Here is a 20,799-nt window from a genome sequence, read left to right on the forward strand (position 1 = left end):
CTTGGTCAGTCGCGGTAGGTCAGGATCAACGAAGCGAAGAACTTCAGCTCCCCGTCGACGTCCTGGGTGAAGACGGAGTGGCTCACTGACATGAGGTTTCCGCCACTCGTAGCGGGAATCATGACGGTCGCCGACGACATCTGCGCTGAGATCTCCTCGTGGATCCCCAGCAGCGTGTCCGCCGGACCGAGCGCGGCCGTGTACGGGACGATGTGCTCGTCATCCACTAGCTTCTCCTGCCGTGCTTGCTGGACGTGGGAGATGGCTTGTGCGCCTGAGTGGCGGTAGGTCACCACCTCTGAGGCGAAGAGCTGTGTCTCTTGGCCAACCTGGTGCGTCACGACGGAGTGCGACACCGAGATCAGCTCACCGCCGTGCCCGTTGGGGTTCTCCGCAGCTGCGGCCCGGTCGTTGCGCGACAGGTCCACGCTGATTCTGCCGAGCGTGCTCGCGGGACCAATGACGCGAATGCGCACCGTGATGTGCTCACCGTTCACGAGCTCCTCGTGCACCAAGGGCGCAGGCTGAGGATCGGCCTCGCTGTGCTGGACAGGGAGCTGTCTCACCCCGCCTCGCCCGCGCAGCCGTCTCCAGAGGGCCAAGCCCGCGTCGGTGATGGGCAGCAGCGGAGCGATCAGCAGTCCTGGCACGTGCGACCAGTCGCGAGGGCGGGAGCTGCTCACCTTGCCGGGGGTCCGCGTGTCAGCTCGCCCCGTCCGGTCGTAAGCCGGAGCGCGATCCGGACACGGCAGGCCGTCCAGCACGTCCGGCAGCCTTCTGGCCGGCGCCCGTACTTGGGGCCTGCCCGCAGCAGCCGTCGAACAGTGTCCACCACCGCAGTATTGGCCCCGGCGCTGCGCAGCAGGAATGAACCACAGCAGGAATGAACCACAGCAGAAACGGCCCACGAGGACCACGGTGTTGCGTCCCGGTGGCCGCCGCGCCGCCAGTGCGCCAGGCTGGTCGCCTCAGTGCCGGGACGAGCCACAGGTGGGGGCCATGACGACCAGCAACAACCAGAACAGCACCGAGAAGTTCCCGCCGGGGCAGCAGCGCACCACCGACCACGCCGACAGCACCGCCAAGATCGACGAGCTGGCGCGGCTGTCGGAGCGAGTCAGCAGCCTGCTGGACGGACTGCCCGACGAGCAGTGGGACGACGCCACCCCGTGCACCGACTGGAGCGTGCGCGACCTGGTCACCCACCTGGTGCAGGGCAATCGCGTGTTCACCGCCGCGCTGCGGGGCAGTCCCGGGCACATCCCGGACACCCCGGGCTACCCCGACGACGAGCGCGACCCGGAGCGCCTGCGCGCGGCGTTTCGGGAGTCCGCGAACGAGGTGGTGACCGCGCTGCGGCTGCCCGGGGTGATGGACCAGACGGTGTCGGTGCCCTTCGGGGCCATCCGGGGCGCGGTGGTGGTGCACCTGCGGGTGGTGGAGATGCTAGTGCACGGCTGGGACCTCGCCCAGGTCAGCGGGCAGCCGGTGGAGGTCTCCCCGGAGCTGGCCGAGCAGGAGCTGCGGTTCACCGAGCGTCAGCTGTCTGCGATCCCGGCCGACCGTCGTCCCTTCGGCCCGCCGCAGCCGGTGGCCGCCGACGCCTCGGCGTTCGACCGGCTGCTGGGCATGCTGGGCCGCGCCCCGGTCTAGGCGCCGGGCACCTCCCGCGCCAGGCACCGGCGCGCACCGTGCACCCGCGCTCGCTAGCGGATGCGCCAGTCCAGTGGTGGTTGGTCCTCGGCTGCGCGCCAGCGCACCCCGACGATGCTGGCCTGCGCGTCCAGCTCGAACACGGTGTGCCCGCCCACGGTGTCGCCGGCGGCGATGCCGGCCCGGAACGGGGGCCGCGAGCTCAGCGTCATGCCCGACTTCTCCACCTCGGTGCCGTCGCCCAGCACCACGGTGAGACCGGTGTCGGCGATGGCGGCGAATCCCTCCGGCCCTGCGGTCACCTCGGTGTGCACCACGGTGGCCCGCTTGCCCGGCGTCAGGTGGTGGCCGGCCGCGGCGATGAGGGCGTCGGCGGTGTCCACCACCTCCACCAGCGTGATCGACACCGACTCCCCGCTCGGTCCGACGGCAGCGAGCTCGTCGCCCACGGTGGCCGTGGTCGCACCGGCCGGCTCCCGGCTGGCAGGGGCCGACTCCGGTGCACGGTAGGCACCGGCTGCGGCAGGAGGCTGCCCCCAGGGGGTGGGACCCTGCCAGCCCGGCTGCGGCTGGGGCCCAGCAGCGTGGGGTCCCGGCGGCATCCCGGGCGGCTGCTGCATCGGTGGGGGCTGGGGCATCGGTGGGGGCTGCTGCATGGGCGGCGGCTGGGGCATGGCGCCCTGCTGCGGCAGCGGCGGTTGCGGGGGAACACCACCCTGCTGCGCGCCCAGCCAGGCGTACAGCCCGGCGCGATCACCCTCCACCCCGACGACCAGCGGGATGCCGTACCAGCCCATGCGCAGCAGGCGCACCGCTGCTTCCTCCGGGTGCACCCCCGCGCGGGCCGCCAGGTCGAGCACCGTCGTCCGACCGAGCTCGGCCAGCGCCGAGACCAGCCGCAGGTCCGTGGGGTCGGGGGGTGTCACACCTCGCACGGTACCGGCAGAGCGCGGCGGGCACCGGGACGTGACGGGGGGAGGGCCTAGACTCTGGCTGATCCTGAAGCTCTGCCGAAAGGTGCACTCGTCCGTGGCTGACTCCTTCGTCCACCTGCACAACCACACCGAGTTCTCCATGCTCGACGGTGCGGCCAAGGTGGCGCCGATGTTCGACGAGGCGGCCCGCCTGGGCATGTCGGCAGTCGCGATGACCGACCACGGCAACATGTACGGCGCCAGCGAGTTCTACAACCAGGCCCAGAAGGCCGGCATCAAGCCGATCATCGGCATCGAGGCCTACCTGGCGCCGGAGTCGCGGTTCAGCACCAAGCGGGTGCTGTGGGGCGATCGCAGCCAGAAGAGCGACGACGTCTCCGGCAGCGGCGCCTACACGCACATGACCATGCTGGCGGAGAACGCCACCGGTCTGCGCAACCTGTTCACCCTCTCCAGCCTGGCCTCGCTGGAGGGCCAGCTGGGCAAGTGGCCTCGCATGGACGCCGAGATCATCGCCCAGCACGCCGAGGGCATCATCGCCACCACCGGCTGCCCCTCCGGCGAGGTGCAGACCCGGCTGCGCCTGGGCCACGAGCGGGAGGCCCTGGAGGCCGCGGCCAAGTGGCGCGACATCTACGGGGCGGACAACTTCTTCCTGGAGCTGATGGACCACGGGCTGTCCATCGAGACCCGGGTGCGCGAGGGCCTGCTGGACATCGGCCGCAAGCTCGACCTCAAGCCGCTGGCCACCAACGACTGCCACTACGTCACCAAGAGCGACGCCAAGAACCACGAGGCGCTGCTGTGCATCCAGACCGGCAAGACGCTGTCCGACCCCACCCGGTTCAAGTTCGACGGTGACGGCTACTACCTCAAGTCGGCCGAGGAGATGCGCGAGCTGTGGGACTCCGAGGTCCCCGGGGCGTGCGACAACACCCTGCTCATCGCCGAGCGGGTGCAGCCCTACGACGACGTCTGGGCCCACCACGACCGGATGCCCATCTTCCCGGTTCCCGAGGGCGACACCCAGGCCAGCTTCCTGCGCAAGGAGGTCGCCCGCGGGCTGGACAACCGCTTCCCCGAGGGCATCCCGGACGGCTACCGCGAGCGGGCCGACTTCGAGCTGGACGTCATCGAGCAGAAGGGCTTCCCGGCCTACTTCCTGGTGGTCGGCGACCTGGTCAAGCACGCCAAGGAGGTCGGCATCCGGGTGGGCCCGGGCCGTGGTTCGGCCGCCGGCTCCCTGGTGGCCTACGCGCTGGGCATCACCAACATCGACCCGCTGCCGCACGGCCTGCTGTTCGAGCGGTTCCTCAACCCCGAGCGCCCCTCCGCGCCCGACATCGACATCGACTTCGACGACCGCCGCCGCGGCGACATGGTGCGCTACGCCACCGAGAAGTGGGGTGCTGACCGCGTCGCCCAGGTGATCACCTTCGGCACCATCAAGACCAAGGCGGCCATCAAGGACTCCGCCCGCGTCACCTTCGGCCAGCCCGGCTTCGCCATCGCCGACCGCATCTCCAAGGCGCTGCCCCCGCCGGTGATGGCCAAGGACATCTCGGTGGCCGGCATCACCGACCCGTCGCACGAGCGCTACGGCGAGGCCGCCGAGGTGCGCGCGCTGCTGGACTCCGACCCCGACGTCCGCAAGATCTACGAGACCGCCCTGGGCCTGGAGGGCCTGGTCCGCAACGCCGGCGTGCACGCCTGCGCGGTGATCATGTCCTCCGAGCCGCTGATGCAGGCCATCCCGCTGTGGAAGCGGGCGCAGGACGGCGCCATCATCACCGGCTGGGACTACCCGTCGTGCGAGGCCATCGGCCTGCTCAAGATGGACTTCCTCGGGCTGCGCAACCTCACCGTCATCGGTGACGCGATCGAGAACATCAAGGCCAACCGCGACATCGACATCGACCTGGACACGCTGCCGCTGGAGGACCCGGCCACCTACGAGCTGCTGGGCAAGGGCGAGACGCTGGGCGTGTTCCAGCTCGACGGCGGGGCCATGCGCGACCTGCTGCGCCGGATGCAGCCCACCGGCTTCCAGGACATCGTGGCCGTGCTGGCGCTGTACCGGCCCGGCCCGATGGGCATGAACGCCCACAACGACTACGCCGACCGCAAGAACGGTCGCCAGGACATCACCCCGATCCACCCGGAGCTGGAGGAGCCGCTCCAGGAGATCCTCTCCGAGACCTACGGCCTGATCGTGTACCAGGAGCAGATCATGCGCATCGCGCAGAAGGTCGCCGGGTACTCGATGGGTCGAGCCGACGTGCTGCGCAAGGCGATGGGAAAGAAGAAGAAGGAGGTTCTCGAGCAGGAGTACGCCGGCTTCCAGGCGGGCATGCGCGCGAACGGCTTCTCCGACGCCGCGGTCAAGGCGCTGTGGGACACCATCCTTCCCTTCGCCGGGTACGCGTTCAACAAGTCCCACGCCGCCGGCTACGGCCTGGTGTCGTTCTGGACGGCCTACCTCAAGGCCAACTTCCCGGCCGAGTACATGGCGGGGCTGCTCACCAGCGTCGGCGACGACAAGGACAAGGCCGCCATCTACCTGGCCGACTGCCGGCGGATGGGCATCACCGTGCTGCCGCCCGACGTCAACTCCTCCTCCACCAACTTCACCTCCGTCGGGGAGGACATCCGCTTCGGCCTCGGCGGGGTGCGCAACGTCGGCACCGGGGTGGTGGCCTCCATCGTCAAGGCCCGCAAGGAGAAGGGGGCCTACACCGACTTCTCCGACTACCTCTCCAAGGTCGACACGGTGGCCTGCAACAAGAAGGCCGTGGAGTCGCTGATCAAGGCCGGCGGCTTCGACTCCCTGGGCCACCCCCGCAAGGGGCTGCTGCTGGTGCACGCCGACGCCATCGACGCGGTGATGAGCACCAAGAAGGCCGAGGCCATCGGCCAGTTCGACCTGTTCGGGGGCGAGGACGCCTCGGTGTCGTCGGTGTTCGACGTGAAGGTGCCCGACGAGGAGTGGGACACCAAGCACCGGCTGGCCCTGGAGCGGGAGATGCTCGGGCTGTACGTGTCCGGGCACCCGCTCAACGGGCTGGAGCACCTGCTGGCCGCGCAGGCCGACACCAACATCCCCGCCATCCTGGAGGGTGCGGTCAAGGACGGCACCCAGATCACCCTGGGCGGCATCCTGGCCAGCGTCACCCGCCGGGTGAACAAGAACGGCGAGCCCTGGGCCTCGGCGCAGCTGGAGGACCTGGCCGGTGGCATCGAGGTGCTGTTCTTCCCCAAGAGCTACTCGGTGCTGGGCATGGACGTGGTCGAGGACGCCGTGGTGCTGGTCAAGGGCCGGGTGGCGGTGCGCGACGACCGGGTCTCGGTGATCGCCAACGACATCGCGGTGCCCGACCTGGCGGCGGCGGGGGTGGCCCAGCCGGTGCAGGTGAGCCTGCCCGCGCGGCTGTGCACCGCCGACCGGGTGGCCTCGCTCAAGCAGGTGCTCACCGCCCACCCGGGCACCTCCGACGTGCACCTGCGCCTGGTCGCCGGCTCCAGCTCCACCGTGCTGCGCCTGGACGACGCGCTGCGAGTCACGCCCACCTCGGCCCTGATGGGCGACCTCAAGGCGCTGCTCGGCCCGGGCTGCCTCAGCAAGTAGGCCCGGGCCGCCCGCGCGCGGCTAGGGGTTGTCCTGGCGCACCAGGTCGGCGCACTTCTCGCCGATCATCATGGTGGTGATGCACGGGTTCACCGTCACCAGGAACGGCATCACCGAGCCGTCGCACACCCGCAGGCCCTGCACGCCCTTCACCCGCAGCCGCGCGTCCAGCGGGGTGGCCGGGTCCTCGGCCGCGCCCATCCGCACCGTCGCCGAGGGGTGGTAGACGGTGTTGTGGGTCTGCCGGATGAAGTCGGCCAGCTCGTCGTCGCTCACCACGTCGGGTCCTGGCGCCAGCTCGGTGCCCGCCCAGCCCGCCAGCGCCGGCTGCGCGGCGATCTCCCGCGCCAGCCGGATGCCGGCCGTCATCACCCGCATGTCGTGCGGGTCGGTGAAGTAGCGCGGGTCCACCACCGGCTTGTCCCGGTAGTCCCGGGAGGCCAGCCGGACCGTGCCCAGGCTGCGGCTGCGCGTGACGTTGGGGGTGAGGCAGAAGCCGTTCTCGGTGGTGGGGTAGCCGCGGCGCACGGTGTTCATGTCGAAGGGCACCGACCCGAAGTGGAACATCAGGTCCGGGCGGTCCAGTCCCTCGGTGGTGCAGGTGAAGATGCCGATCTCCCAGTACTGCGTCGACTGCAGCGGCACCGGCTGCAGGGCGTCCCAGGCGACGATGCCCTCCGGGTGGTCCTGCAGCGTGGAGCCGACGCCGGGGGAGTCCACCAGCACGGGCACCCCCACCTCCTGCAGGTGCTCGGCCGGGCCGATGCCGGAGAGCATGAGCAGCTTGGGGCTGTCGATGGCGCCGGCGGAGACGATCACCTCACGGCGGGCGGAGACGGTGGTGCTGTGCAGCAGGTCGTTCTCCCGCACCCGCACGCCGGTGCACCGGGTGCCGTCCAGCACCAGGTGCTCGGCGCGCACCTCGGTGCGGATCTCCAGGTTGGGCCGGCGGCCCAGCAGCGGGTGCAGGTAGGACACCGACGACGACGAGCGGATGCCGTCCGGCCGGCAGTTGATCTGGAACCAGTTGGCCCCGTGCGTCACGGTGGTGCCGGTGTTGAAGTCGGTGACCGGGATGCCCTGCTCCTCGCAGGCCTGCAGCACCGCCTTGCCCGCCGGGTGCACCGGGGGCACGTTGCGGATCACCACCGGTCCGTCGTGGCCGTGCAGCGGACCGACGCCGTCGAGGTTGGTCTCCAGCCGGGTGAACAACGGGAAGGTCGACTCCGCGCCCCAGCCCGTGGCGCCGAGGGACTCCCACTCGTCCAGGTCCTCCCGGGGTGCCCAGAAGGCGATCGCGGAGTTGTGCGAGGAGCACCCGCCCAGCACCTTGGCGCGGGCGTGGCGCAGGAAGGAGTTGCCGGTGGGCTGCTCGGCCACCGGGTAGTCCCAGTCGTAGCCGGACTCCAGCAGGCCCATCCACCGGTCCAGCTCCAAGATCTCTGGGCGGTCCACGTCGCTGGGCCCGGCCTCGAGCAGGCACACCGTGACCGCGGGGTCCTCGGAGAGCCGGGCGGCCACCACCGCCCCCGCGGTGCCCCCGCCGACCACCACGTAGTCGTAGGTCGGCTGCTGCGCAGCGGTCATCGGCCCTCCTTGGGTGGGCGTGCGGCCGGCCCGTCGTCGGGCAGCCGGGGAAAGGGCCCCTCGGTCATGTCCGGGCCCTCGGGTCCGGGCAGGGGCGGGTCGGGCACGTCGGTGACCCCGGGCACCAGGGCCAGGTGCTCGCGCAGGGTGCCGGTCTTGTGTCGTTGCACGAACCAGTAGTAGGCGAAGCCGATGGCGGCCGCGCCGCCCACCACCAGCACCGCGCCCCACTGCAGGTACCAGTGGTACGGCGGCTCGGTGTTGTAGACCTCCGGCCGCGGCCACGCCAGGTTGATGGCCATCGCCGCCCCCCACACCACGGCGACGATGTTGATGGGCAGGCCCCACCGGCCCAGGCCGAAGCGGCCTGACTCGGCGGCACCCTCCAGCGGCCACTTCCCGCGCAGCCGGGCGAGCAGCAGCGGGACGGTGACCAGCAGGTAGGCGCAGTAGATGAAGATGATGGCCAGGCTGGTGACCAGGGTGAAGATCTGCGGCTGCCCGATGTTGAGCAGCAGGATCGCGATGGCCAGCACGCCGATCACCACCGCGGGCAGGATCGGGGTGCCGAAGCGCGGGCTGACCCGAGCCAGCTGGGAGCTGGCGGGCAGGTTGTTGTCCCGCGCCATGGCGAAGATCATCCGGATGCCCGCGGTGTGCACAGCCAGCACGCACACGGTCACCGCGACCACCACCGCCCACAGCAGCGCCGTGCCCAGCGTGGATCCCAGGGTCTGCAGCACGGCGTACTGCAGACCGCCCTCCTCGCCCAGGCGCGGGTCGGTGAGGTCGGGCACCGCCATCATGGCGAACAGCAGGATGAGCCCGCCGATGATGAACGAGGCGATGAGTGCGCGCAGGATCGCCTTGGGGGCGTTGCGGCGCGGGTCCACCGTCTCCTCGCCCAGCGACGCTGCGGTGTCGAAGCCGTACATCACGTAGGCCGAGGCGAGCGAGGCGACCAGGAACGCCCCCAGGTAGCCGGCGGGGTAGGTGGCGCCGGTGCCCTGCGTATCCAGCACCACGTCGGGACCGCGGGTGATGTGCGCCGCCAGCAGGATGATGAGGATGGCGGCCGCCACCAGCTCGATGGCCACGCCGGCGCTGTTGATCCGCGCCATCAGGCGCACCCCGAAGGCGTTGACCAGCGTGGTGAACGTGATGAGCACCGCCGCCAGCAGCACGGCGTTGGAGGCGAAGCTGGTGCCCGTGCCGTCGCCCACCACCTGGAACACGCTGGAGATCTGCGGCAGCGTCAGCTGGTAGGCCAGGGCCGTGGCGGAGATCGAGACGATGGTGGCCACCACCATCATCCAGCCCGACAACCAGGCGACGTGGCGGTTGGAGAGCCGTTTGGTCCAGTTGTAGATGGAGCCGGCCACCGGGTAGTGCGCGGCCAGCTCGGCGAAGGACAGCGCCACCATGAGCTGGCCGACGAATACCATGGGCCAGCTCCACCAGTAGGCCGGCCCGCCCACCCCGAAGCCGAAGTAGAACAGCTGGAAGGTGCCGGTGAGGATGGAGATGTAGCTGATTCCCGCGGCGAAGGTGTGGAAGTTGCCCAGCGTCCTGGTCAGGGACTGCGTGTAGCCGAAGTCGCCGACCCCTTCTCGGTCACCGCCGCCCGGCACAGCGCGACGACTGCCTCCGGCCCCCCGGCTCGCGTCAGTGCTCACCAACTCGTGTCCCCTCGTGTCGGTCCTCGGCCCGCGCGCGGGCCGCTACTCAGGACGGTGCGGAAACCACCCCGCTGGCGCGGGACTGATGTTCTGCCAGACGTGCTTGAGCTCCTGGTACTCGCCCAGCCCTGTGGGCCCCAGCTCGCGGCCCACCCCGGACTCGCCGTAGCCGCCCCACTCCGCCTGCGGCAGGTACGGGTGGAAGTCGTTGATCCAGACCGTGCCGTGGCGCAGCCGGTTGGCCACCCGCTGCCCACGCCCGGCGTCCGGGGTGAACACCCCGCCGGCCAGGCCGTAGCGAGTGTCGTTGGCGATGGCCACCGCCGCGTCCTCGTCGCCGTCGGGGAAGGTCTCCACGGTGAGCACCGGGCCGAAGCTCTCCTCGCTGACCACCCGCATCCCGCTGCGGCAGCCGTCCAGCACCGTGGGCGGGAAGAACCAGCCGTTGGCGAGGTCGCCCTCGGTGTGGCGGGCCCCGCCACAGCGCAGCACCGCGCCCTCGGCCACGCCGGCGTCGACGTAGGACTGCACCTTGCGCAGGTGGGTCTCGGAGATCAGCGGCCCGGTGTCGGCGTCGGCGTCGAACGGCCCGCCCATGCGGATCTGCTGGGCGCGGCGCACCACCTCGTCCACCACGGCGTCGTGCGCGGACTCCTCGATGATCAGCCGGGACCCGGCCGAGCAGACCTGGCCGGAGTGCAGGAACACCGCCATCAGCACGTGGTCCACGGTCAGCTCGAAGTCGGAGTCGGCGAACACGATCAGCGGGTTCTTCCCGCCCAGCTCCAGCGCGATGTTCTTCACCGTGCCCGCAGCGGCCGCCATGATCACCCGGCCGGTGGCCAGGCCGCCGGTGAAGGAGACCATGTCCACCTCGGGGTGCTCCGACAGCGGCGCCCCGGCCTGGGCGCCGGCGCCCAGCACCAGGTTGGCCACCCCGTCGGGCACGCCGGCCTCGGTGAGGGTGCGCATCAGCAGGATGGCGGTGGAGGGGGTCAGCTCGCTGGGCTTGAGCACGAACGTGTTGCCCGCGGCCAGCGCCGGGGCCACCTTCCACGAGGTCTGCAGCAGCGGGTAGTTCCACGGCGTGATCAGCCCGCACACCCCCACCGGCTCGCGCACCACCCGGCTCACCGCGCCCGGGGTGCCGGTGTCCACCACCCGCCCGGCGTCCACGTCGGCCAGGGCGCCGAAGTAGCGGAAGCAGGCCGCGATGTCGTCCATGTCGTACTGCGACTCCACGAAGCGCTTGCCGGTGTCCAGCGACTCCGCCCGGGCGTACTCGTCGCGGTCGCGCTGCAGCAGCTGCGAGGTGCGCAGCAGCACGTCACCGCGCTTGCCGGAGGGCATGGTGGGCCAGGGACCGTGGTCGAAGGCTTCCCGGGCGGCGAGGATGGCGGCCTCGGTGTCGGCCGGGCCGGCCTCGTCCACCTCGACGACCACCTGGCCGTCGGCTGGGCACCGGATCTCTCGGCGACCCCCGTCGCGGGCACTGACCCACTGGCCCCCGATGAACAGCTCGGGCACGGCTCCTCCGATACGCCTGGCGATCGTGATCTGCCTACGTCTCGATACTTGCACAAGACTGGCGCCCGCGGTGCCCGGTGGAGGGGCCGCTGCTGGCCGAAACCGCTGCTCAGCGGGTCGGCTGCACCAGCACGGCCTGCAGCGCCAGCTGCACGCTGGCCAGTGCGCCGCCGGACTCGATCATCTCAGTTGCCTTGTACACCACGGCGTTGACGAGCTGGGCGGTCCGCTCGGGCTCCGGTGCCCCGTGCTTGCGCAGCGCCTGCACCAACGGCTGCACCAGGCCCTCGTGCATGCTGGTCAACCGCTCGTCCTGGAAGGTCTGCGGGCTCAGCCGGGCCAGCGCGCTGAGGATGGCGTGCTCACCCTCGGCCACCAGCTCCAGGTTGGCGTCGACGTAGGCGGCCACCACGCCCGGCACGGTGTCCACCCCGGCGACCGCGGCGCTGACGCGCTCCAGCCACGGCGGGCACAGGTCCTCCACCACCGCGTAGAGCAGGTCCTCGCTGGAGGCGAAGTAGTGGTAGACGCTGGAGCGGGACAGCCCGGTGGCCGCCGCGACCTGGCCCAGCCCGGGGCGCTGGGTGGGGTTCTCCGCCAGCAGGGCGCGGGCCGCGTCCAGCAGCGCGCGCCGCTGTGCCGCCCGGTGGTCGGCCACGGTGGAGGCGGAGATCTTCGGCACGGCCCTCCTCGGCTGGACAGCGGGCCCGCACCGTCGGCAGCGACGGTGCGGACCTGTGCAGGGTAGTCCCGCGGCCGCTCAGCGTGCGACGCGCTCCTGCTCGGTCACCGTGCCGTCGGTCATCTCCACCACCCGGTCACAGTGCTGGAGCACCTCGTGGTCGTGGGTCACCATCACCGTGGCCACGCCCGCCTCGTGCGTGGTGCGGGCGAGCAGCTCCACCACCTCGTGGCTGCGGGCGCGGTCCAGCGCGGCGGTCGGCTCGTCCACCAGCAGCACCGACGGGTTGCTCATCAGCGCTCGGGCGATGCCCACCCGCTGGCGCTCGCCGCCGGAGAGCTGGCCGGGCCGACGGTCCGCGCGGTGGGACATGCCCACTGCCGCCAGCAGCGCGGCGGGGTCGCCGGTGTCCTGCTTGCCGGTGATCTTGGCGACGAGCCGCAGCTGGTCCAGCGCGGTGAGCGCGGGGATGAGGTTGCCGGACTGGAAGACGAAGCCGACGTGCTCGCGGCGGAAGGTGGCCAGCTCCCGCTGGGACAGCGTGCCGACGTCGACGCCGTTGACCACCACGGTGCCGGAGGTGGGCTGGGTGAGCCCGCCGGCCACCGCGAGCAGGGTGGACTTGCCGGCGCCGGAGGGTCCGACCACGGCCACGATCTCGCCGGGGCGCACCCGCAGGTCGACGTGGTCCATGGCCACTACCGTGGTGTCGCCGTCGCCGAAGAACAGGGTGGCGCCGGCGAGGGTCAGGCCGGAGCGGGTCGAGGTGGGGGTGGGGCTGCTCATCGGTTCTCTCCCAGCGCGGTCAGCGGGTCGACGGAGGCGATGCGGACGACGGCGGCCGCGGCGCCGACCAGCCCGAGCACGATCAGCAGGACGGCGCCGCCGATGATGGGGGCGGCCTCCAGGGCGAAGGGCATGCCCGAGCCCACCAGCAGCGAGCCCAGGCCCACGCCCACGGCCACACCGACGGCCACCGACCCGAGCAGGATGAGCAGTGCCTGGGTGAGGCCGTCGCGCACGAGGAAGCCGGTGGAGGCGCCCATCGCGCGCATCACCGCCAGCTCCCGGGTGCGCTGCACCGTCCAGATGGTGAAGAACGCGCCGACCACCAGCGCCGAGATGGCGTAGAGGAACCACGTGATCATGTCCATCGTCATCATCTCGGCCGTGTAGCCGGGGGAGGCGTCGAAGGACTCCGTGAGGGTCTTGCTGGCGGTCTGCGCGGCGGCGTCGCCGGCGGCCAGGTCGGGGGTGAGACCGTCCACGCCCTGGACGGCGACCACGCTGGCCTCGCCGTAGACGTCGGGGTTGGGCTGCTCGCCCACCTTGGTGCCGGCGTTGATCTCCTGCCAGGTGCGCAGCGGCACGTAGGCGACGTCGACGTGGCCGAAGGTGCGCTGGTCGGCGGTGAAGCCCACCACGGTGAGCTCGGTGCCCAGCCGGTCGATGACCACGGTGTCGCCCAGGTTCACCCCGGCGTCGCGGGCGGTCTCGCTCACGATGATGTCGCGCTCACCCTGCAGCGCCGCGCCCTCGGCGGCGGTCGGCTCCAGGAAGGAGCCCGTGGCGATGCCGAACAGGGTCAGGTCCACCGGGGTGCCGCTGGAGGTCCTGGCGTTGACGATGGTGTTGCCGAACAGCTCGGCGCGGGCCACGCCGGGCTGCTCGCGCCAGGCGGTGGCCTGCTCCTCGGTGACCACCGAGCGGCTGAACGCCGAGTCGGTCTTGGTGCCCTCGGCGAAGGCGAAGGACTGCACGGGGGTGCGCTGCAGGCCGGACACGCCGTCGTTGACCAGCCCCGAGGACAGGCCGGACAGCATCACCATGAGGATGGAGATGAGGGCGATGACCGCACCCATCAGCAGGAAGCGGGTGCGCGCGAACCACAGCTCGCGCAGGGCGAGGAACATCGTTGGTCCTCCGGGTCGGGGGCAGGACGTCGCAGGCGGCACGTGCCGACACGATGTCGACATCATATCAACGCAGTGTCGACAAAACGATGCGAGTGGGGTGGCCTGCGGCCTCGCGCTAGTGGTGGAAGCCCGGGTGCTGCGCCGCCGACGGCATGGGCGCGGTGAGCCGGTCGAGGTAGCGCGTCTCCCGCTCGATGTCCTCCAGCAGGAGGTCGGCCACGTCCATGCTCAGCCCGTTGCGCACCACGATCCGCTCCACGGTGAGGTCGGTCAGGTCGTCGGGCATCGGGTATGCCGGCACCAGCCAGCCACGGGTGCGCAGCCGGTCGGCGAGGTGGTAGAGGTTCCACTTGTCGGTGTGGCCCGACCGCAGCCGCCACGCGAAGACGGGGATGTCGGAGCCGTCGTTCCACAGCTCGAAGGCGTCCAGCCGCCCCACCCCATCGGCGAGGTGCCGGGCCACGTCCTGCGAGGCCTGCTGCACCTGGGTGTAGCCGCTGCGCCCCAGCCGCAGGAAGTTGTAGAGCTGCAGCACCACCTGCGCACCGGGCCGGGAGAAGTTCAGCGCGAAGGTCGGCATCTGCCCGCCCAGGTAGCTGACCCGGAAGACGAGGTCCTCGGGCAGCTTGTCGGTCGAGCGCCACACCACCCAGCCCAGCCCGGGGTACACCAGGCCGTACTTGTGCCCGGAGGTGTTGATGGAGTGCACCCGCTCCAGCTGGAAGTCCCACACCAGCTCCGGCTGCAGGAAGGGCGCGATCATCGCCCCGGAGGCGCCGTCCACGTGCACCGGCACGTCCAGGCCCGTGCGGGCCTGCAGGGCGTCCAGGGCGGCGCAGATCTCGGCCACCGGCTCGTACATGCCGGTGTAGGTGACCCCCATGATCGCCACCACGCCGATGGTGTTCTCGTCCACGTGCTGGTCCAGGTGGTGCCCGTCGAGGGTCTTGTGCTCCTCGGTGATGGGCACGAGCCGGGGCTCCACCTCGAAGTAGCTGCAGAACTTCTCCCAGCACACCTGCACCGCGGAGCTCATCACCAGGTTGGGGCGCTCGGTGGACCTCCCGGCGGCGCGGCGCGCCTGCTGCCAGCGGCGCTTGAGCGCCAGCCCGCCCAGCATGCAGGCCTCCGAGGAGCCCAGGGTGGAGGTGCCGATGGTGTCGTGCGGGTCAGGCGCGTGCCAGAGGTCGGCCAAGATGCGCCAGCAGCTCTCCTCGATGGCCGCCGTCTGGGGGTACTCGTCCTTGTCGATCATGTTCTTGTCGACGGTCTCGGCGTAGAGCCGGCGCGCGTGGTCGTCCATCCAGGTGGTGACGAAGGTGGCCAGGTTCCGCCGGGCGTTGCCGTCGAGCATCGTCTCGTCGTGGGCGATCTGGTAGGCCGTCTCCGGCATCATCCCGTCGTCGGCCAGTTGGAACCGCGGCACGCGCGTGCGCTCCCCGGGCCGGGCGAACAGCGGGTTGACCGGGATGTAGGGACGCCGCTCGGCCATGGGGAACCTCCGCGCTGGGCAGCACCGGTCCCCACTCACGGTACCGACGCGGTGGGGCGAACCCCCAGGTCAGCCCGCTCAGGTCGCCAGGATCGCGAACGACTCCGGCGCCAGCTCGGTCTGCGCCCCCCGCGCGGTGACCGCGGTGGAGGCCAGCAGGGTGCGCCCGGCCACCGGCACGGTCACCGGGTTGGTGCTGAGGTTGCAGGCCACCCGCAGCGACCCGCGGTGCAGCACGATCCAGCGCTCGTCCTCGTCGAAGTCGACCCGCAGGTCCGCCAGCCACGGGTCGCTCAGCTCGGGGCGCTCCCGCCGCAGCGCCAGCAGGTCGCGGTAGACCTGCAGCAGCTCGGCGTGGCGGCCCACGGTCACCTCCGACCAGTCCAGCGTGGACCGGTGGAAGGTCTCCGGGTCCTGCGGGTCGGGGATCTCCTCGGCGTCCCAGCCGTGCTCGGCGAACTCGCGCTTGCGCCCAGCCGCGGTGGCCTCGCCCAGCTCGGGCTCGGGGTGGGAGGTGAAGAACTGGAACGGCGTGGACGCGCCCCACTCCTCGCCCATGAACAGCATCGGCGTGTAGGGCGAGCACAGCACCAGCGCCGCGCTGACCGCCAGCATCCCGTGCGACAGGTACGCCGAGGGCCGGTCGCCGATGGCCCGGTTGCCCACCTGGTCGTGGTCGGAGGTGTAGGCCAGGAAGCGGTAGCCCGGCGTGGTGCGGACGTCGACCTCCCGGCCGTGCACCCGGCCGCGGAAGCTGGAGAACGTGGCGGCGTGGAAGTAGGCGTGCTGCAGCGTGCTGGCCAGGCAGTCCATGCTGCCGAAGTCGGCGTAGTAGCCCTGTCGCTCACCGCTGACCGCCGCGTGGATGGCGTGGTGGATGTCGTCGTCCCACTGCGCGGTGAGGCCGTAGCCGCCGGCGGCGCGGGGAGTGACCAGCCGCGGGTCGTTGAGGTCGCTCTCGGCGATGAGGGTGAGCGGGCGGCGCAGGTGCGTCGACAGCGCCTCGGTCTCCACCGCCAGCTCCTCCAGCAGGTGGATGGCCGACTCGTCCACCAGCGCGTGCACGGCGTCCAGGCGCAGCCCGTCCACGTGGAACTCGCGCATCCAGCGCAGCGCGTTGTCGATGATGTAGCGGCGCACCTGGCCCGAGGACGCCCCGGACAGGTTGATGCTGCGGCCCCAGCTGTTGCCGCCGGCCTCGGACAGGTAGGGACCGAAGCGCTCCAGGTAGTTGCCGGACGGACCGAGGTGGTTGTAGACCACGTCGACGGCCACGCCCAGGCCCCGGCTGTGGCAGGCGTCCACGAAGCGCTGCAGGCCGTCCGGGCCGCCGTAGGGCTCGTGCACGGTGTACCAGAGCACGCCGTCGTAGCCCCAGTTGTGCGTGCCGTTGACACCGTTGAGCGGCATCAGCTCCACCATGGTGACGCCCAGGTCCACCAGGTGGTCCAGCTTGGCGATGGCGGCGTCGAAGGTGCCCTCGGGGGTGAAGGTGCCCACGTGCAGCTCGTACAGGCAGGCCCCGGCCAGCTGCTGGCCGCCCCAGAGGCCGTCGGTCCAGGCCGCAGGGTCGAGCTGGTGCACCTGGGACAGCGCGTGCACGCCCTCGGGCTGGCGCGGCGAGCGCGGGTCCGGGATGGGCGTGGGGTCGTCGTCGAGCAGGAACCCGTAGCGGCTGCCGGGGCCGGCGCCGGCCACGTCGGCGTGCCACCAGCCGTCGTCGTCGCGCTGCATGGGGTGCTCGGTGCCGTCGACCACGACGCGGACGGACTGCGGGGTGGGTGCCCACACGTCGAAGGGCCAGGCGTCAAAGGTCTGGGCGGCAGCGGTTTCGGTCACGTGCTCATTCTGCGGGGTGGACTGGACGCCCGCGACCCGGGCCGGTGTGATCTCTCCCGGCCCGGGTCGCGGGTCTGCCTGTCCGGCTCAGCTGGCGGTGGTCGGCTCCAGCTCCACCGGCGCCGGGTCCGGGGCGTTGGTGGGGGCCGAGGCCAGCGCGAGGCGCGCCACCTCGTCGAAGGCGCTGGCGGCGTCGCCAAGCAGCAGCCGGTCCACCTTGGCGCGGCGCCAGTACAGGTGGGCGTCGTGCTCCCAGGTGAAGCCGATGCCCCCGTGCACCTGGATCAGCGTCTCGGCGGCCTGCTCCAGCACCCCGGCCGCGGAGGCCTTGGCCGAGGCGGCGGCCAGCGGCAGCTCGGCGGCCGACTCGTCAGCCGTCCACGCCGCCCACCACACCAGCGAGCGCAGCTGCTCCACCCCCACGAAGGAGTCCACCAGCATGTGCTTGATGGCCTGGTAGGAGCCGATCTGGCGACCGAAGGCCTCGCGCTCCTTGGCGTAGGCCACACCCATCTCCACCGCGCGAGCGGCCGCACCCAGGCCCTCGGCGGCCAGGATGATCCGAGCCACCCGCTCGGCTCGGTCCCAGCGCTCGCCGATGCCGGAGGCGATCACCTCGGAGTCGGTGAGCTCCACGGTGCCCAGGCCGCGGGTGGGGTCGATGGGCTCGCCCACGGTGACGGTGCCCGAGGAGAGCACCAGGTCGTCGCCGTCGCGGCTGAGGAAGCGGGTGGCGGTAGCGGCGTCGAGCACCGGTGCGCCGGGGGCGTCCACCACGGCGTAGGAGACCGAGCCGTCGGCCAGGCCGGCGAGGCGCTTGTCGTCGCCCTCCAGCAGCACGGTCACCCGGGCGGCGGTCACCAGCGACGGCCCGGCCAGCACGCGCCCGGCCTGCTCGGCCACCACGGCGAGGTCGAGCACGCTCTGCCCGGCGCCGCCGGCGGCCTCCGGCACGGTGATGCCGTAGAAGCCGATGTCGGCGATGGCCTGGCGGCCGGGCGCGGTCGGGGCGTCGCCGTCCAGGCTCTTGCGCGCGTCGGCGGGGGAGGCGGTGCCGGTGAAGAAGTCACGGGCCGCCTCGGCGAACACCCGCTGGTCGTCGTCGAGGTCGAAGTTCACTGCTGTCCTCCTGCGGGAGCTGACTTCACGGGGGCGTTCTTGTCCGAGCGCGGCTCGGTGGGCAGACCCAGGACGCGCTCGCCGAGCACGTTGCGCAGCACCTGGTCGGTGCCGCCGGCGATGGCCATGCCGGGCAGCACCGCCTCCAGGTGCTGCCAGGTGTCGGAGCCGTCGGTGGTGCGGGCGAAGACACCCTCCTGCCCGAGCAGGCGCACCGCGTAGCTGGCCATCGCGCGGGAGGCCACGGTGCCGGCCAGCTTGCCGGCGCTGGCCTCCGGGCCGGGGGACTCGCCGCGGCTGATCGCGGAGAGCTGGCGGTAGCCGGTGTAGCGGATGCCCAGCGACGCCACGTAGGCCCGGCCGAGCTCCTGGCGGGCCAGCGCCTGCTGGTCGCTGGAGAGGCTGCTGAGCCGGTTGGCGGAGTGCTCGATGACGGCGTCGATCCCCACTCCGATGTCGGTGCCGCCACCGCCGAGGGAGAGCCGCTCGCTCATCAGGGTGGTGAGCGCGACGCGCCAGCCGTTGTCGACGTCGCCGAGGCGCTCGCTGTCCGGGATGACCACGTCGTCGAAGAAGACCTCGTTGAAGTCGGCGCCGCCGCTCATCTGGCGCAGCGGGCGGACGGTGACGCCGGGGGCGTGCATGTCCACCACGAACATCGTCAGGCCCTTGTGCTTGGCCACGTCGGGGTTGGTGCGGGTGAGCAGGATGCCGTAGTCGGCGATCTGGGCGCCGGTGGTCCAGACCTTCTGGCCGGTGACGTGCCAGTCGCCGTTGTCGTCCTGCACGGCCTTGGTGCGCAGGGCAGCCAGGTCGCTGCCGGAGGCGGGCTCGCTGAACAGCTGGCACCAGATGTCGTCGCTGCGCAGCAGGCGCTGCAGGTAGCGCTGCTTCTGGTCGTCGCTGCCATGGGCGATGACGGTGGGTCCGCACATGCCGATGCCGATGAGGTTGATCAGCGAGGGGACCCCGGCGCGGGCCATCTCCTGGTCCACGATGGCCTGCTGCATGGGGGTGCCGCCCTGGCCGCCGTACTCCACCGGCCAGGTGACGCCGACGAAGCCGCCGTCGAACATGCACGCCTGGGAGGCCTTGGCCGCGGGGACGTCGTCACGGCCGTTGCGGGCGCCGCGGTGCCCCAGCTCGTCGCGGTGGGCGGTGATGAAGCTGCGCACGCTCTCGCGCCACGCCGCCTCGTCCGGGGTGTCGTCGAAGTCCATGGGCGATCTCCTCAGGCGTCGGGGCCGGTTGACGTGAACGTACTACCTGTTGCCTGGAACACGTTGCACTCGTCCCGGACGCTGGTGTAGTCCACCGGCGCGGTGCCGTTGACGCTGGTGTCGCACCCTCGTAGCGTGCGCAGCCAACCGCATGATCCGCCCGGATCGGCAACAGGTTCGCCAGACGAAGGGACGTCCCGGTGACCGCGACGTGGACGACGCCGACCGACATCGACCTCTCCGACCAGGAGTTCTGGGGTCGGCCTCCGGCGGAGCGGGAGGCGGCCTTCGCGCTGTTGCGCAGGCAGGCGCCGTTCTCCTTCCACGCCGAGCCGGTGGTGCCGTTCATCCCCGAGGGGCCGGGCTACTACGCCGTCACCCGGCACGCCGACGTGGACGCCATCAGCTCGCAGCCGGCGCTGTTCTGCTCCGGCCAGGGGGCGATCTCCATCGCGGACATGCCCGCCGAGCTGACGGAGTTCTACGGCTCGGTGATCAGCATGGACGATCCCCGCCACGCCAAGATCCGACGCATCGTGGCACGCGCGTTCACGCCCAAGATGCTGGAGTCGGTGATGGACAGCGTGGAGGTGCTGGCCACTGAGCTGGTGGCCAGGGCGCGCCGGCTGGCCGAGGACGGGGACGGCACCTTCGACCTGGTGACGGAGGTGGCGGCGCCGCTGCCGCTGCGGGTCATCTGCGACATGATGGGTGTGCCGGAGACGGAGCACGAGCTGGTGCTGCGGTGCACCAACATCATTCTCTCTGGCGGCGACCCGGAGTTCATCGCCGACGAGAACGAGGCGGTGCGGATCTCGCTGGAGGCCGGTGGCGAGCTGGCGGGGCTGATGACCCGGCTGGCGGCCGAGCGGGCGGAGACGCCCACCCAGGACCTGACGTCGGCGCTGGTGCACGCCGAGGTGGACGGCGAGCGCCTGACGCACCAGGAGATCGCGTCGTTCTTCATCCTGCTGTGCGTGGCGGGCAACGAGACCACCCGCACGGCCATCAGCCAGGGTGTGCTGGCGCTGAGCGAGTTCCCCGACCAGCGCGACCGGTGGATGGCCGACCCGGGGCTGACCAAGACCGCGGTGGAGGAGATCGTCCGGTGGGCCACCCCGGTGATCTGGATGCGCCGCACCGCCACCCGGGACGTGGAGCTGAGCGGGCGGCAGTTCCGTGCTGGCGACAAGTTCCTGCTGTTCTACAGCTCGGCCAACCGCGACGAGGACGTCTTCGCCGACCCGTACACGCTGGACCTCGGTCGCAGCCCCAACCCACACCTGGGCTTCGGTGGCCGGGGCCCGCACTTCTGCCTGGGGGCCAACCTGGCCCGGCGCGAGATCGCGGTGACCTTTCGGACGCTGTTCGCGCAGGTGCCGCACCTGCAGGTGGTGGGGGAGCCACCGCGGCTGCGCTCGTCGTTCATCAACGGCATCAAGAGCCTGCCGGTGTCGCTGCGCTAGCCGTCGCGCTACCGGCTGGTGCGCCACGGGCACGACCCGTCGACCGCGCTGCTCACCAC

15 protein-coding genes are annotated in these 20,799 nt (G+C 71.4%); 3 read left to right on the top strand and 12 right to left on the bottom strand.

The genetic code is table 11. The features are described 5' to 3' along the window. Positions 1–5: 5 nt before the first annotated feature. The gene (locus AC3YO9_RS16875) at positions 6–683 is read right to left on the bottom strand and encodes a hypothetical protein (RefSeq protein WP_489983981.1); all 678 of its coding nucleotides are present in this window, start codon (positions 681–683) and stop codon (positions 6–8) included. Between the two features lie 316 nt (positions 684–999). On the opposite strand from AC3YO9_RS16875, the gene AC3YO9_RS16880 reads away from it, so the two are divergent. Next, entirely contained in the window at positions 1,000–1,653 is a 654-nt protein-coding gene (locus AC3YO9_RS16880) for a TIGR03086 family metal-binding protein (protein ID WP_489983982.1), read from the top strand. 53 nt (positions 1,654–1,706) lie between these two features. On the opposite strand, the gene AC3YO9_RS16885 is transcribed toward AC3YO9_RS16880, so the two are convergent. Further along, positions 1,707–2,579 (bottom strand): Lrp/AsnC family transcriptional regulator, encoded by an 873-nt coding sequence (locus tag AC3YO9_RS16885; RefSeq protein WP_489983983.1) that lies wholly within the window; start codon positions 2,577–2,579, stop codon positions 1,707–1,709. Between the two features lie 103 nt (positions 2,580–2,682). On the opposite strand from AC3YO9_RS16885, the gene dnaE reads away from it, so the two are divergent. Further along, positions 2,683–6,213: a DNA polymerase III subunit alpha gene (gene dnaE, locus AC3YO9_RS16890; protein WP_489983984.1), complete on the top strand. Its 3,531-nt coding sequence runs from the start codon at positions 2,683–2,685 to the stop codon at positions 6,211–6,213. A 21-nt stretch (positions 6,214–6,234) separates the two neighbouring features. Here dnaE and AC3YO9_RS16895 read toward each other — a convergent pair whose 3' ends face one another. From AC3YO9_RS16895 to AC3YO9_RS16940, 10 genes are all read right to left on the bottom strand, one after another. Then, positions 6,235–7,800: a GMC family oxidoreductase gene (locus AC3YO9_RS16895; protein WP_489983985.1), complete on the bottom strand. Its 1,566-nt coding sequence runs from the start codon at positions 7,798–7,800 to the stop codon at positions 6,235–6,237. Continuing rightward, positions 7,797–9,479, bottom strand: a complete 1,683-nt coding sequence (locus tag AC3YO9_RS16900) for an APC family permease (RefSeq protein WP_489983986.1) — start codon at positions 9,477–9,479, stop codon at positions 7,797–7,799. The genes AC3YO9_RS16895 and AC3YO9_RS16900 overlap by 4 nt, the downstream gene beginning before the upstream one ends. Positions 9,480–9,521: 42 nt before the next feature. Next, positions 9,522–11,006, bottom strand: coding sequence for an aldehyde dehydrogenase family protein (locus AC3YO9_RS16905; protein ID WP_489983987.1), 1,485 nt, complete (start codon positions 11,004–11,006; stop codon positions 9,522–9,524). Between the two features lie 109 nt (positions 11,007–11,115). Further along, a complete protein-coding gene (locus AC3YO9_RS16910; protein ID WP_489983988.1) occupies positions 11,116–11,688 on the bottom strand; it encodes a TetR/AcrR family transcriptional regulator in 573 nt (190 codons plus the stop codon). Between the two features lie 78 nt (positions 11,689–11,766). After that, positions 11,767–12,474, bottom strand: a complete 708-nt coding sequence (locus AC3YO9_RS16915) for an ABC transporter ATP-binding protein (RefSeq protein ID WP_489983989.1) — start codon at positions 12,472–12,474, stop codon at positions 11,767–11,769. After that, on the bottom strand, positions 12,471–13,601 hold the full coding sequence (locus AC3YO9_RS16920) for an ABC transporter permease (protein ID WP_489983990.1): 1,131 nt from the start codon (positions 13,599–13,601) through the stop codon (positions 12,471–12,473). The genes AC3YO9_RS16915 and AC3YO9_RS16920 overlap by 4 nt, the downstream gene beginning before the upstream one ends. Before the next feature lie 118 nt (positions 13,602–13,719). Beyond that, the gene (gene gad / locus AC3YO9_RS16925) at positions 13,720–15,096 is read right to left on the bottom strand and encodes a glutamate decarboxylase (RefSeq protein WP_489983991.1); all 1,377 of its coding nucleotides are present in this window, start codon (positions 15,094–15,096) and stop codon (positions 13,720–13,722) included. Positions 15,097–15,174: 78 nt separating this feature from the next. Then, on the bottom strand, positions 15,175–16,935 hold the full coding sequence (treZ, locus tag AC3YO9_RS16930) for a malto-oligosyltrehalose trehalohydrolase (RefSeq protein ID WP_489983992.1): 1,761 nt from the start codon (positions 16,933–16,935) through the stop codon (positions 15,175–15,177). 87 nt (positions 16,936–17,022) lie between these two features. Beyond that, complete coding sequence (locus tag AC3YO9_RS16935) at positions 17,023–18,054, bottom strand: acyl-CoA dehydrogenase family protein (protein ID WP_489983993.1); 1,032 nt, start codon at positions 18,052–18,054, stop codon at positions 17,023–17,025. Continuing rightward, positions 18,051–19,274 (bottom strand): acyl-CoA dehydrogenase family protein, encoded by a 1,224-nt coding sequence (locus AC3YO9_RS16940; RefSeq protein WP_489983994.1) that lies wholly within the window; start codon positions 19,272–19,274, stop codon positions 18,051–18,053. The genes AC3YO9_RS16935 and AC3YO9_RS16940 overlap by 4 nt, the downstream gene beginning before the upstream one ends. A gap of 200 nt (positions 19,275–19,474) precedes the next feature. On the opposite strand from AC3YO9_RS16940, the gene AC3YO9_RS16945 reads away from it, so the two are divergent. After that, positions 19,475–20,740 (top strand): cytochrome P450, encoded by a 1,266-nt coding sequence (locus AC3YO9_RS16945; RefSeq protein ID WP_489983995.1) that lies wholly within the window; start codon positions 19,475–19,477, stop codon positions 20,738–20,740. Positions 20,741–20,799: the final 59 nt, after the last annotated feature.

This window comes from Rhodococcus sp. Z6_132 (assembly GCF_058133635.1).